13 protein-coding genes are annotated in these 13546 nt (G+C 66.9%); 3 read left to right on the top strand and 10 right to left on the bottom strand.

Translation table 11 applies throughout. The annotated features are described in order from the left end of the window. Positions 1–26 precede the first annotated feature (26 nt). The 3 genes from ilvN to miaA form a co-directional block, all read right to left on the bottom strand. The gene (gene ilvN / locus C8J25_RS14260; RefSeq protein ID WP_056048113.1) at positions 27–542 is read right to left on the bottom strand and encodes an acetolactate synthase small subunit; all 516 of its coding nucleotides are present in this window, start codon (positions 540–542) and stop codon (positions 27–29) included. Positions 543–678: 136 nt separating this feature from the next. Continuing rightward, positions 679–2427 carry an acetolactate synthase 3 large subunit gene (locus C8J25_RS14255; protein WP_107954978.1) on the bottom strand — a complete coding sequence of 583 codons (1749 nt, stop codon included), beginning with the start codon at positions 2425–2427 and terminating at the stop codon, positions 679–681. 82 nt (positions 2428–2509) lie between these two features. After that, complete coding sequence (miaA, locus tag C8J25_RS14250; RefSeq protein WP_107955061.1) at positions 2510–3439, bottom strand: tRNA (adenosine(37)-N6)-dimethylallyltransferase MiaA; 930 nt, start codon at positions 3437–3439, stop codon at positions 2510–2512. Between miaA and serB the strand changes: the two genes are divergently transcribed. Next, on the top strand, positions 3432–4313 hold the full coding sequence (gene serB, locus C8J25_RS14245; protein ID WP_107954977.1) for a phosphoserine phosphatase SerB: 882 nt from the start codon (positions 3432–3434) through the stop codon (positions 4311–4313). The two genes, miaA and serB, sit on opposite strands and share 8 nt — an antisense overlap. Positions 4314–4461: 148 nt before the next feature. Here serB and C8J25_RS14240 read toward each other — a convergent pair whose 3' ends face one another. The 3 genes from C8J25_RS14240 to C8J25_RS14235 form a co-directional block, all read right to left on the bottom strand. Next, positions 4462–4947 (bottom strand): hypothetical protein, encoded by a 486-nt coding sequence (locus C8J25_RS14240; RefSeq protein ID WP_107954976.1) that lies wholly within the window; start codon positions 4945–4947, stop codon positions 4462–4464. A 99-nt stretch (positions 4948–5046) separates the two neighbouring features. Beyond that, positions 5047–5256 (bottom strand): hypothetical protein, encoded by a 210-nt coding sequence (locus C8J25_RS20300; protein WP_146173339.1) that lies wholly within the window; start codon positions 5254–5256, stop codon positions 5047–5049. 45 nt (positions 5257–5301) lie between these two features. Next, positions 5302–6360 (bottom strand): SPOR domain-containing protein, encoded by a 1059-nt coding sequence (locus C8J25_RS14235; RefSeq protein WP_244187113.1) that lies wholly within the window; start codon positions 6358–6360, stop codon positions 5302–5304. A gap of 212 nt (positions 6361–6572) precedes the next feature. Here C8J25_RS14235 and C8J25_RS14230 point away from each other — a divergent pair, with 212 nt between their 5' ends. Further along, positions 6573–7880, top strand: coding sequence for an SPOR domain-containing protein (locus C8J25_RS14230; RefSeq protein WP_107954974.1), 1308 nt, complete (start codon positions 6573–6575; stop codon positions 7878–7880). Positions 7881–8032: 152 nt separating this feature from the next. On the opposite strand, the gene C8J25_RS14225 is transcribed toward C8J25_RS14230, so the two are convergent. Together C8J25_RS14225 and C8J25_RS14220 are read right to left on the bottom strand one after the other, a co-directional pair. After that, entirely contained in the window at positions 8033–9253 is a 1221-nt protein-coding gene (locus tag C8J25_RS14225; protein ID WP_107954973.1) for a dihydroorotase, read from the bottom strand. Then, positions 9250–10236, bottom strand: coding sequence for an aspartate carbamoyltransferase catalytic subunit (locus C8J25_RS14220; protein WP_107954972.1), 987 nt, complete (start codon positions 10234–10236; stop codon positions 9250–9252). Before C8J25_RS14220 ends, C8J25_RS14225 begins: the two co-directional genes overlap by 4 nt. A 135-nt stretch (positions 10237–10371) precedes the next feature. On the opposite strand from C8J25_RS14220, the gene C8J25_RS14215 reads away from it, so the two are divergent. Continuing rightward, positions 10372–11904, top strand: a complete 1533-nt coding sequence (locus tag C8J25_RS14215) for a hypothetical protein (RefSeq protein ID WP_146173338.1) — start codon at positions 10372–10374, stop codon at positions 11902–11904. Here C8J25_RS14215 and ruvX read toward each other — a convergent pair. Beyond that, positions 11901–12368, bottom strand: coding sequence for a Holliday junction resolvase RuvX (ruvX, locus tag C8J25_RS14210; RefSeq protein ID WP_060524389.1), 468 nt, complete (start codon positions 12366–12368; stop codon positions 11901–11903). The two genes, C8J25_RS14215 and ruvX, sit on opposite strands and share 4 nt — an antisense overlap. Continuing rightward, on the bottom strand, positions 12365–13471 hold the full coding sequence (locus tag C8J25_RS14205; protein ID WP_107954970.1) for a DUF3089 domain-containing protein: 1107 nt from the start codon (positions 13469–13471) through the stop codon (positions 12365–12367). Before C8J25_RS14205 ends, ruvX begins: the two co-directional genes overlap by 4 nt. Between the last annotated feature and the right edge of the window lie 75 nt (positions 13472–13546).

Genomic DNA, 13546 nt, shown 5'->3' with positions numbered 1-13546 from the left:
AACAAAACTAAAAAAGCGGAGAAGTGTTAAGCCGGCTCTTTGCCGCGGGCGATCGCGACGATGCCGGTTCGGGCTACTTCGATCAGGCCGACTTCACCCATGAGTTCGACGAACTTGTCGATCTTGTCGATCCCGCCGGTGACCTCGAACACAAAGCTCGAGGTCGTCGCATCGACCACGCGCGCGCGGTAGACGTCGGCAAGGCGCAGCGCCTCGATCCGGTGGTCGCCGGTGCCACGCACCTTCACTAGGGCGAGTTCGCGTTCGACGTGCGCGCCCTGTGCGGTGAGGTCGGTGACCTTGTGCACCGGCACCAGCCGGTCGAGCTGCGCGATGATCTGCTCCATCGTCGCCGGCGACGCGCTGGTGACGATTGTGATCCGGCTGACCGACTTGTCGGCAGTGATCTCCGACACCGTCAGGCTCTCGATATTATAGCCGCGCGCGGTGAACAGGCCCGCAATCCGGGCGAGGATCCCCGGTTCGTTGTCGACGATGACGGCGAGCGTGTGCCGCTCGGCCTTTTCCTGGGAAATGTGCATGATTAGCCTTCTCCCCTCCCTGACAGGGAGGGGCCGGGGGTGGGTTGGTTTCGATCGGAGGCGGCGGTGGCCAAAGCAGGCCGACCCACCCCCAACCCCTCCCTTCCAGGGAGGGGCGCAGAAGACGAATACGTCATCAAACCAGCGCCTTCGCTTCGTCGTCCATCGTGCCGGACACTTCGTTCGCCTGCAGGATCATGTCGGTATGCGCCGCGCCCGACGGGATCATCGGGAAGCAATTCGTCAGCTGCGACACGCGGCAGTCGACGATCACCGGGCCGTCATACGCCAGCATCTCGGCGATCCCGCTGTCGAGCTGGTCGCGCGTCTCGATCAGGATGCCCTTCCAGCCATATGCCTCGCCCAGCTTGACGAAGTCGGGCAGCGAATCCGAATAGCTCTCGGCATAGCGGCTCTCATAGGTGAGCTCCTGCCACTGGCGGACCATGCCCATATACTGGTTGTTGAGGATGAAGATCTTCACCGGCAACCGGTATTGCGACGCGGTCGCCAGCTCCTGGATGTTCATCTGGATCGACGCCTCGCCGGCAATGTCGATCACCAGCGCGTTCGGGTTGCCGAGCTGCGCGCCGATCGCGGCGGGCAGGCCGTAGCCCATCGTGCCGAGACCACCGCTGGTCAGCCACTTGTTCGGCTTCTCGAACCCGAAATGCTGCGCCGCCCACATCTGGTGCTGGCCGACCTCGGTCGTGATGATCGGCGAGCGTGCGTGCGTGGCGTCGAACAGCGCCCGGATCGCTCGCTGCGGCATGATCTCGGTCGGATCGTTCTCGGGGAAATCGAGACACTTCACCGCGCGCCAGCCGGCGATCCGCCGCTGCCAGTCGGTCGTGTCGGGCTTGGGATGCTGGCGGCTCTTCCAGATCCGCACCATGTCTTCGAGCGCATGACCGACATCCGCGATGATGCCGAGATCGACGCGCACGGTCTTGTTCACCGACGAGCGATCGATGTCGATATGCACCTTCCGCGAGTTCGGACTGAACGCGTCCAAGCGCCCCGTCACGCGGTCGTCGAAGCGCGAGCCGAGCGCGACGACGAGGTCGGCCTGGTTCATCGCCATGTTGGCCTCGTACGTCCCGTGCATCCCGAGCATGCCGAGCCATTGCGGCCCCGACGCGGGGTAGGCACCAAGGCCCATCAGCGTCGACGTCACCGGCGCGCCGGTGATGCGGACGAGTTCGCACAGCAACTGGCTCGCGGCGGGGCCCGAGTTGATGATGCCGCCGCCGGTATACAGGATCGGACGTTCGGCCGCGGCGAGCATGTCGACCAGCTGCTCGATCTGCGACTGGTCGGCCTTCACCTGCGGGCGATAGGTCTTGTGCTGGATCGGGCCCGGCTTCTTGTACCTAGCCGTCGCGACCTGCACGTCCTTGGGAATGTCGACGACCACTGGCCCCGGACGACCCGAGGTGGCGATGTGGAACGCCTCGTGGATCACGTCGCCAAGCTTGGCAGGGTCCTTCACGAGGTAGTTATGCTTCGAGCAATGGCGCGTGATGCCGACGGTATCGGCCTCCTGGAACGCGTCGGTGCCGATCAGTGCGGTCGGCACCTGGCCGGTGATCACGACCATCGGGATCGAATCCATCAGCGCGTCGGTGATGCCGGTCACGGCATTGGTCGCGCCGGGACCCGAGGTGACGAGCACCACGCCGGGCTTGCCGGTCGAGCGGGCATAACCCTCGGCCGCATGCGTCGCGGCCTGTTCGTGGCGCACCAGAATGTGCTTGATCCGACCCGAGCGAAACAGCGCGTCGTAGATCGGCAGCACGGCACCACCCGGATAGCCGAAGACGACCTCCACGCCGAGATCGCACAGCGCCTCGATCAGGATATCGGCTCCACTCTTCTCGGTCATTTCATATCATCCTTTGCGAGAACGCTGCCTTTAGCGTCTCGTGGTTGGGCCGGCTACCGATATAAAAGATGCGTGTCAAACATCATTTGAGCAATATAGTTTCAAATTGATGCAAGCGCGTTGGGAGGTCGAGCGCTTCGGTGCGGGGCCAGGCGGCGGGCGGCTGGTGTCTTAGCCACGTATATTGGCGCTTGGCATAGCGTCGCGTGGCGAGCGATCCGGCGGCGACGGCGTCGGGTTTCGAGGTCTCGCCGCGGACGAGCGCGGCGATCTCGGGCACACCGATCGCGCGGCGGATCGGGGCGTCCTGTGGGATGTCGGTGCGCGCGAGCAGCGCGGCGATCTCCTCGCGGCTGGTATCGGCCATCTCGGCGAAGCGCTGGTCGATACGCGCATTGAGCCAGTCGCGATCGGGGATCAGGATGAGCGCGCGGACGCCGATCGTCTCGCCGATCCCGCCGACCTTATCGGTCTGCCAGTCGGTAAGCGTACGGCCGGTACCGCGGACGACTTCGAGCGCGCGGGCGACGCGGGTGGTGTCGGCTGCGTTGAGCTTGGTCGCGGCCTGCGGATCAAGTTGCGTGAGTGCTGCGTGCGCCTCCGCGACGGGGAGGGCGCGGACCTCCTCGCGAAGGGCCGGGTCGATGTCTGGGACAGGCGCGATACCGTCGAGCAGCGTGCGGATATAGAGCCCCGTGCCACCAACCAGGATCGGCAGCTTCCCCTCCGCGAGCGTGTCGCGGATCGCCAGCGTCGCCTCGGTAGCCCAGCGGGCCGCAGAGTAGCTCGCATCGGCGGCATCCACGTGACCGAAGAGCCGGTGCGGGGCGCTGGCCTCTTCTTCCGCGGACGGGCGCGCGGTGAGGATGCGGAGGTCGGCATAGACCTGCGCGGAATCGGCGTTGATGACGACGCCGTCGTGGCGCGCGGCGATGGCCAGCGCGAGCGCGGACTTGCCGCTCGCGGTCGGCCCTGCGATGAGCGCGACCTTCGGGAGAGTTTCTATGTTCACGGCAACGCTTATAGCCTCGGGCACGCTGACCGCAGGCGATATTTCGACCGCGATGGATCGCTTGCGCGACGCCGGCTGCGCACCGGGCGCGAGCGGCTGGATCGACGAGGGGGACGCCGCCGACCTGATCTTCGGTATGGCGCCGGACGCTGCTCGGGTCGCGCTCGAGGGCGCATTCCCCGCGACCGACGTCGTCGTGCAATCGAGCCTGACGCGCACGAAGAAGCTGCTCATCGCCGACATGGACTCGACGATGATCACCGTCGAATGCATCGACGAACTCGCCGACTACGCTGGGATCAAGCCGCAGATCGCCGAGATCACCGAGCGCGCGATGCGCGGTGAACTCGATTTCGAGGCGGCGCTCGATGCCCGCGTGGCCCTGCTCAAGGGGCTGGCGGAAAGCGACATCGAGCGCTGCCTGGCCGAACGCGTGAAGATCATGCCTGGCGCGAAGGCGCTGGTGCGGACGATGCGCGCAAGGGGCGCGCTGGCGGTGCTGGTATCGGGCGGCTTCACGCGGTTCGCAGAGCCGGTTGCGAAGCAGATCGGCTTCGACCGCGCGATCGCCAACGTGCTGGAGATCGAGGGCGGAACGCTGACGGGGACGGTGACCAAGCCGATCGTCGGGTCGAATACCAAGCTTACGACGCTGCGCGCCGCGATCGCCGAGCGGGGGATTGTGGTGGAGGAGTCGCTCGCGGTCGGTGATGGCGCGAATGATCTGGCGATGATCGAGGCGGCTGGGCTGGGGGTAGCGTATCACGCCAAGCCGATCGTCGCGGCGGCAGCGGCTGCGCGGATCGATTATGGGGATCTGACGGCGCTGCTATACGCGCAGGGTATCGCGAAGCGCGACTGGGTGTTGGACTAGCCGTCCTTGAGATCCTCCCCCGCTAGGGGGAGGTGGCACCGAAGGTGACGGAGGGGGAGGACGCGGAACGCTGGTTTCCCTTACCTCCCCCTCCGTCTGGCAAGTGCCAGCCACCTCCCCCTAGCGGGGGAGGATCAGAGGGGTCGAGTCAGCCCTTCGCCAGCGGCGTGCCGCTCGCTTCGCAGACGTACTTCGCAAGCTCCTCGCGCAACGGCAAACCCTTGATCGGCCGCAGCGGACCATCATGCGCCACGTTGGTCTCGACGAGCGCTCGGTTCGGACCCACGCCCAGCACATGGAACAGCCGCTTGCCGCAATCCGTCTCGGTGCGCGCATAGGCGACCTTGCCCTCATGCTCCTGACGTAGGATCGCGATGATCGTGCCGCTTGCCGCCTTCCGCTCACGCAACAGGAAGTGGCGTGACGTCGGATCGGAGGGGGTCGGGATCAATCGCCCCTTCACCGTCAGTTGCTCAGGCTTGGGTACCGCTACTTCGGTCTCGGCGAGGTTACGCAACGACACCCCGTTATCCACCATCGCGTCGTTGCTCGTAGTCGTCGCAGGCTGCTCACCAGAACACGCGGCCAACAGCGTCGCGCCGGCAACTGCCAGCGCCAAGGTCTTCAAAATCATGCATCTAGCTCCCGGTCGATGTCGAAACGAAACGACCGGTCCGGCTATTTGATCCCTGCCGCACCCGATCGCTCATTCGCCGGGCATAGGCACGATCGCTCAGCGCGCCTTTTTGTCAGCCACCGGGTCCGCCCGCGCGACGGACTTCGGAGGAACGGCAGGTTCGCAGATGCGACGCGTCGGCTGGCACGCAATCCCGACCGTAGAACACCCTTTGACGCTACCCGCGGTAGGACACGCGCGGCACTGCTGCTTGATCTCGGTGCAGGTCGATGGCGCGGACAGCAACGCCAGGGTCAGGAAGAACATTCGCACATCCTCGTCATGAGTATCGTAGCGGCCGGGCTCATCCGCTCAGGGCGCGACGATCACACACGCCACGCCAGACGCCGAGCAAGCCCGCGTAGCATCCGCCTTCGACGCAAAGCCACCCGCCTGGAGCCGCGTGACGCCGCCCGCCTTCGCGTAGAAGGGCTGTGCACCGCGCAGCTTGCCGCGAACCTTGTTCCACTGCGTCTCGGCATTGCCCTGATCGCGGAACGCGCCAAGCTGGACGCGCCAATTGCCCGTCGCACGCACCGGCGCGGGCTTGGCCGCTATAGCTTTTGCCGGAGCAGGTTTCGTCGGCGCAGGCTTGGGCGGCTTCACCTGCGCCTGCCTGACCGATGCCGGCTCACGCGTCGGCGTCGGTTCCCGCGTCGGGGCCGGTTCGCGGGTCGGCCCGGGAATGCGCGCAGGAAGCGAACTCGGCGGCAGCTTCGACGGACGAGGCACGCTGGCGGTACGCGGCGGCGCCACCGGCGTTTGCCCGACCGTCGCACGCGAAGGACCCGGCGGCGGGGACTGCAACGCATATTGCTGCGCCAGCGCGGTGCCCTTCTCGCGGTCGGTGGGCGAGATATACTGGTCCATCTGCGCGAGCGTCTGCGAGGCCGACTGCAAGCCCGACGCCGAGGCCCGCGTCATCAGCGCATAGGCCCGCGGGAAATCGCGCGGTATGCCGTCGCCGTTGAACAGCATCGTTCCGAGCACGAGTTGCGCCCGCGGCTCACCATGCGCGACCGACTTCTGCAGCCAAGGCAGCGCATCCGTCTTCTTGCCGGCCTGGAACAGCGCGAGCCCGTAATTGTCCGCGGCCTGCACATGCCCTTGCATCGCCGCCTTCCGGAACCAGCTCTCGGCCAGCACCGGATCCAGCGTCACGCCGCGCCCCAGCTTGTACGCCTGCGCCAGGTTGAACTGCGCATCGGCATCGCCCGCGACCGCCAGCGGGCGCCACTCGGTGATCGCACGCGGATAATCGCCCTTCGCCCAGGCATCGACGCCGGCCTTCACATCGGCAAACGCGGGGGCGGCGGCCAGCATTCCGCTCAACGCGATCGCACCCACCAAAAGCTTACGCCGAACCGTCATCGCCATCCCTCATACCGTCTCGCCGCCACCATGCCGCCGTTCGTCGCGCAAGGCAAAGGGCGACCGTTCCCGATGCCCAACATCGCGCGTCGGTAAGTCATTATGAAGTCGCGTTAACCGCTTCTTTAAACCGACATGGCACTGCGTATGCGAATACCGGGAGTGGGAACTATGTGCGGTCTAGCGTTTGCCATGAAACAGGGATTGCCCCGATGACCACGCGCGCTCTCCTCCTCGGCGGCATCTCCGCCCTCCTGCTCGGGGGTACGATGGTCGGCTGTGCCGCGAACGGGGGCGGCATCGCGTCTGCCAGCGATCGCAACGCGGCCCTCGCGACAAAGGGCGCGGTCGGCACTGCGGGGCAGGCGCAGGCGGCACTTGCGCGCAACGACGGTCCCATCGCGATCGGCTATGCAGAGCGTGCGGTGGCACTGATGCCGCAGCAGGCGGACTACCGCATGCTGCTCGGCCAGAGCTATCTCAAGGGCGGCCGGTTCGCCTCGGCCTCGCACGCGTTCGCCGACGCGCTGCAACTGTCGCCGACCAACGGCAGAGCAGCGCTCAACCTCGCGCTCTCGCAGATCGCAACCGGCGACTGGCAGTCGGCGCGCCACAGCCTCGAGGCGAACGCCGCGATCATCCCGGCGGTCGATCGTGGCCTTGCCCTGTCGCTCGCGGGCGACACCGCGGGCGGGATCGCGGTCCTGACCGAAGCCGCCCGTTCGCCAGCTTCGAATGCAAAAGTACGCCAGAACCTCGCGCTCAGCTTCGCACTGGCGGGACGCTGGCAGGAGGCACGCGTGGTCGCGGCGGCGGACATGGCACCGGCGGATGTCGATGCCCGGCTGGAGCAATGGGCGCTGTTCGCTCAACCGGCCAAGGCATCCGACCAGGTGGCGAGCCTGCTCGGCGTTCGCGCGGTGGCGGATGCGGGACAGCCGGTCGCGCTGGCATTGAACGCGCCAGCGCCGGGTGTTCCGGAACAGGCCTTGGCTGCAGCGGATCCGGTCGTCGCGCCGACCGAAGCCGCCCCTGTGCAGATCGCTTCGGTGTCAGCGGCTGGCGTCTCGAAAATTGCGTTCGGACCGCGGCAGGAGGTCGTCCAGGCGTTGCCGACGATGATGCTCCGTCCGGCCGGTGGCCCGATCAAGGTCGCGTCAGCACCCACGTCATCGGGTCGCGGCATGGCGACCGCGGCGTATCAGGTAAAGGCACCCGCGACCGGCAACTGGTACGTCCAGCTCGGCGCCTTCGAGAGCGCGGGAGTCGCAAGGGACGGCTGGGCACGCGCCGCACGCCGGTTCGCGGTACTCGCCAGCTATTCGCCGAACGGCATGACGTTCAAGGCGCGGGGCGAGGATGTCTACCGCCTCTCGGTCGGCGGGTTCAGCAAGTCGGCGGCGAATGCGATGTGCCGCCAGTACCGGACCAAGGGCGGCGCCTGCTTCGTCCGTCAAGGCGCGGGCGACGTCATGGCGCAATGGTTGCGCAAGCCCGGCATGCAGATGGCGTCGCGATAACGGGCGTTGCCGCCCTGTTCGTCCCCCCGCTTCGATAGACGCCACCCCGGCGAAGGCCGGGGCCCAACTGGGGAACGTTTGTAACTGAGCGCGGGCATCCGTTACGCCGACCTTGCCAATTGGGCCCCGGCCTCCGCCGGGGTGGTGCGCCCTTACAGAACCTCGCGCCCACCCTTCCACAACCGCAACACCCGCCCCTGAACCGGCAAGCCATCGAACGGCGTATTCCCTGCCTCGGCAAGGAACGCCTCCCCGACGATCTGCCAAGGCGCGAGCCGGTCGAACAGCATCAGGTCGGCCGGCTTGCCGACCTCCAGCGTCCCCGTATCCAGCCCCAGCACCCGCGCCGGATTGCTGGCGAGCAGCGCGAACAGCCGCTCCAGCGTTAGGAGTTCGTCACGCACCAGCATCAGCGCGAGCGGCAACAGCGTCTCCGCCCCCGCCATCCCGCTGCTCGAATCGGTAAACGGTAATCGCTTCTCCTCGGGCCCCCGCGGCTCATGTCCCGAACACAGCACGTCGATCGTGCCGTCGGCGATGGCCTCGAGCGCCGCACGACGATCGCTCTCCGCACGCAAAGGCGGCGATAGCAGCGCGAACGACCGGAAATCACTGACCGCGATCTCGGACAGATGCAGATGCGCCGGCGTGATCCCGCAGGTCACCGAGACGCCACGACGCTTCGCCACACGGATCAGGTCGAACCCGGCCGCCGTCGTAACCTGGCGAATATGGATCCGAGCCCCAGTATCCTCGGCAAGCATCAGGTCGCGCGCGATCGCCAGCGCCTCCGCCACCGCCGGTGCGGCAGGCAGGCCAAGCCGCGTCGCCGTCTCGCCCTCGGTCGCGACCGCGCCGGCGGTCAGTCCGCCGTCCTCGGCATGTGCGATCACCGTCACGTCGAGATCGCGCGCATAGGCCAGCACGCGCCGCATCACGCCGCTGTCGGCGATCCAGTGCTTGCCCGTGCCCACCGCCTTCGCGCCAGCCGAAAGACAGATCGCCATCTCGGCAAGGTCATGGCCTTCGAGTCCCCGCGTGGCGGCGGCGATCGGGTGGATCCAGAGGTCTGGCTTGCCGATCAACGCGGCGCGCTGGACGATGCCAGGATCGTCCAGCACGGGCGACTGGTCGGGCATGAGACCGATCCGCACGATCCCGCCTGCGCGAAACGCCGCACGATCGACTTTCGCCACGCCGAGATCGACGATCCCCGGCGCGACCGTCTTGCCGCCGCAGTCGACGATGTCTGCATCGGCCGGAATATCGACGATCCCGGTCGCGACGATCACGCCATCGCGGACCAGCACATTACCCTTCGACACGCCGCCGACGGGGCAGGCGAGCGTCGCGTTGGTGAGTGCGAGGATCATGCCCAACCCTCCACGCCGCGTGCCCGCCTGGTCAGCACATCGAGGCACGCCATCCGAACGGCGACCCCCATCTCGACCTGCTCGGTAATCGCCGATCGCGCATGATCCGCCACCGCGGAGTCGATCTCGACGCCGCGGTTCATCGGGCCGGGATGCATCACCAGCGCATCAGGGGCCGCCTTCGCCAACCGGTCGAGCGTCAGCCCGTAACGCAACCGATACTCACGCGTGGACGGCACATAAGCCCCATCCATCCGCTCGTTCTGCAGCCGGAGCATCATCACCACGTCCGCACCCTCCAGCGCCTTGTCGAAATCGGTGAACGCAGTCACCCCCATCCGCTCGATCATCGGCGGCATCAGCGTCGAGGGCGCGCAAACGCGCACCTCGGCTGCAAGCGCGGTCAGCGCCAGGATGTTAGACCGCGCGACCCGGCTGTGCAGCAGATCGCCACAGATCACGACGCGCTGCCCCGCGATAGAGCCCTTCCGCCGCCGGATCGTCAGCGCATCGAGCAACGCCTGCGTCGGATGCTCGTGTCGCCCATCGCCCGCGTTCAGCACCGGACAATCGACCTTGTCCGCGATCAACCGCACCGCGCCGCTCGACATATGCCGGATCACGATCACGTCCGCGCGCATCGCGTTCAACGTCATCGCCGTGTCGATCAGCGTCTCGCCCTTCTTCACGCTCGACTGCGCGGCGTGCATGTTGACGACGTCCGCGCCGAGCCGCTTGCCGGCGATCTCGAACGACAGAAGCGTGCGCGTGCTGTTCTCGAAAAACGCGTTGATCTGAGTAAGCCCGGCCAACCGCTTGTCCGGCGTGGCGTGCGTCCGGTTCGCCTCGACCCACGTCTCCGCCTCGTCGAGCAGGAACGCGATCTCGTGTGGCTGGAGCCCGTCGATGCCGGTGAGATGCCGGTGAGGGAATACGGCGCCGCCTTCGATGAGGGCGGCGGGGCGGTGATCTGAGGTTCGCATTAAAAGCGCGGGATAGTGTCCGCGGGGGCAGGGGGCAAGCGCTGCGCGATACGTCGCCGCAAACCGCATGGTTAACCGGAATTTAGCGCCGGCATGGGATGGCGTTTGCAGACGGGGGCGAGGGTGCAGGACGATATGACGAACGCGAACGCGAACGGTGCCGGATGGTGGGAAACGCGTGCGTTCGCCGTTGCGCTCGTCCTGCTGTCCGCTGTGCCGCTGTTGTGGCCGGCGCTGCCCCCGCTCGGCGACCTGCCCGGCCATATGGGGCGCTGGCATATCGCCATGGCGCTGCCGACCTCGCCCGATCTCCAGCGCTACTACGCATATCACTGGGCGCTGATCCCAAATCTGGGCATGGACCTGCTCGTACCGGCGTTGTCGCACCTGTTCCCATTCGAGGTCGCGACCAAGCTGGCGGTGATCGCGATCCCGATGCTGACCGCCACCGGACTGTTGTGGGCCGCGCGCGAGGCGCATGGGCGCATACCGCCGACCGCGACGTTCGCGTTGCCGCTCGCCTATGCCTGGCCGTTCCAGTTCGGCTTCGTCAATTTCGCGCTGTCTCAGGCGCTGGCGTTCTGCGCACTGGCGCTGTGGATCCGGCTAGGGCGACAGGATCGCCTGATCATACGCGCGCTGCTCTTCGTACCCATCGCATGTGTAATATGGATTTCGCACAGCTTCGGCTGGGGGCTGCTGGGGCTGATGGCAGCAGGCGCCGACATCGCGCGGCTTCGCACGGCAGGCCGTGGCTGGCCGGCGGCGCTCGTCGGTGCGGCGATCCAGTGTCTGTCGATGACGGTCCCGCTCCTCGTCATGCTGGCGTCTATTGTGGCCGGGACGGGCGCGGCGGCGGGCGGCCTTGGCGGCGAGGGCTGGTTCGACGCACCGGTGAAGCTGGTATGGCTCGTTTCGCTGTTCCGCGACCACTGGCCATGGTTCGATCTTCTCTCGCTGCTGCCGTTGATCGCCGTGCTGTATGCCGGAATGCGGAGTGCTCGCCTCGGGTTCTCGCCGCTGCTGGGCATCCCCGCGCTGTTGTGCCTCGCAGCGTTCGTCGTCCTTCCACGCTTGCTGATGGGGGGCGCCTATGTCGACATGCGGATGGCACCTGCCGCGGTGATGCTGGGATTGATCGCGATCGCGCCGCGCGATCTGCGAATGGCACGCACGCTGGCCGTGATGGCCACTGCCTTCCTGATCCTGCGCCTGGCAGGCACGACGCTGAGCTTTGTCGAACGCTCCAGCGAACAACAACGCGAACTTGCGGCTGTCGCAGCCATCCCGCACGGCGCTGCGGTACTCTCGTTAGTCGAGTTGCCCTGTGGAGGCGCATGGGACGACCTGCGGCGCAATCACCTTCCAGCCCTCGCGATCGTCCGACGCGACATATTCACCAACGAGCAATGGGCGATCGAAGGACAGCAATCGCTGCACATCCGCTACGCGATCGCCGCACCCTATACCGGGGACCCGACCCAGAGCGTCTTTCCGTCGATCTGTTCGACCGTCGGCTCCAATTTCGCCAAGGCGATCGCGCGTTTTCCCCGCGCCGCGTTCACGCACGTCTGGACGATTGGCTTCCCGCCAGGGGCTGCAAAGGCCACCGACCTGCGCGTCATCTGGACCGACGGCCAGTCCACCCTCTATCGGGTGGCGCGCTAGATCTGCGCCGTCACCAGTGCGTCGATCGCACCCTGGAGGATATAGGCGGCGGCCATTTTGTCGACGAGTTCGGCGCGTTTGGCGCGGCTGGCGTCCTGTTCGATCAGCGTTCGGGTGACGGCGACGGTCGACCAGCGCTCGTCCTGGAGCAGGATCGGCAGCCCCATGTCCTTGAGGTTCTGCGCGAACGCCCGAGTCGACTGCGACCGCGGGCTTTCGCTGCCGTCGAGGTTGATCGGCAGGCCGATGACGAGCCCGACGACCGCCTGCGCCTTGATGATCTCGGCAAGTGCGGCCTTGTCCTTCTGGAACTTTGTCCGACGGATCAGGAGCGCGGGGCTCGCGAACGACCAGCCGGCGTCGCAGAGCGCGGTGCCGATCGTCTTGGTGCCGACGTCGAGGCCGATCAGCCGGCCGCCGTTCGGGAGCGCGTCGCGGAACTGCGCGGCGGAGAGCGTGATCATTTGAAGGCCTTCAGGCGGCGGTTGGCGTCGGCGCGGATATTCGCCCAGAACAGGCTGTAGTCGTAGACGTGGTAATTGTTGCCGGGCAGCACGTACGGGCCGAGGCTCGGTGGCTCGCCGATCAGCAGGAAGCCGCGGTCGGCACACCGCGCGGGGACACTGCCGGCGGCGATCGTCGCGGTCTTAAGATCGGCCGAGGGGACGAGCGTGCCGAGGTTGGCCGTGGCGAGCGCGGCGGCGTCGGCGGTGCCGGTCAGCGGGTTGGTGCAGACCATTGGGGTGCCCTTGCGCGGCTGGCCGTTGAAGCCGGTGGTCTGGTCATAGGCATCGACGATCAGCGAAGGGTCGGCGGGCTCGGCAAAGCTTTCCCACGACAGGATGCAGCCGGTCTGGTCGGCGGCGCGGCATTCGGGGAGGCCCATGCGCGGCAGGTCGGTCGCGCGCGAGACGGGCCAGCCGACGACATACGCCGCGACGATCCGCGCCTTCAGCTTCGGGTCGTTCGCAACGCGGTCGCGTAGCAGGCGGGTGAGGTGGAGCGCGCCCTGGCTATGCCCGGCGAGGATGATCGGCCGGGTCGGGCCGGCTTCCTTGAGGAACCGATCGAACGCCGCAGACACATCGCCGTAAGCGAGCGCCAGTGCGCGTTCACTGTCGGCGACGCTGGTCAGGAATGCACCGAACGTCGCCTGGCGATAGCGTGGCGCCCAGATGTCGCCGGACTCGTTGAACGCGCTCGCCTGGCCGCGCAGGAACAGTTCCGCTCGCGCGTTGGTCTCGGGATCGTCGATCGGCGCGTTCCAATGGTCGCGGTTGATGTACGAGGTCGGGTGGATGAAGAAGATCGCCGCGCCCGTGCCGGGCTCGCCGGGCGTGTAGCCGGGCGGCGTCCAGAGCGCCGGATTACCCGGCGCATCGGGGCGCGCGAGCCACATGATTTTCCGCGCATATATATTGCGCGGGGCTTCGCGTTGCGCCTGGAAATTCTCGCTCGGCACCATCACCGCGCGCATCAACTGCGTGCCGAACAAGCGGTAGGCGAGCAGGGCGGCGATCGCGAGAACGATCATCGCGGCGACGAAATAGAGAAACTTGCGGGCCAAGCGGGACCTTCCGTGCAGGCGGTCCGGCTCCCGTGCCGGAAGCTGGGGAAGGTTGCAACGGGCGCCTGATTGTAG

The sequence above is a fragment of the Sphingomonas faeni genome, assembly GCF_003053745.1.
Lineage (GTDB): Bacteria > Pseudomonadota > Alphaproteobacteria > Sphingomonadales > Sphingomonadaceae > Sphingomonas > Sphingomonas faeni.
The sequence above is the reverse complement of the archived record's forward strand: the minus strand, read 5'-3'. Positions and strand labels throughout refer to the sequence as shown.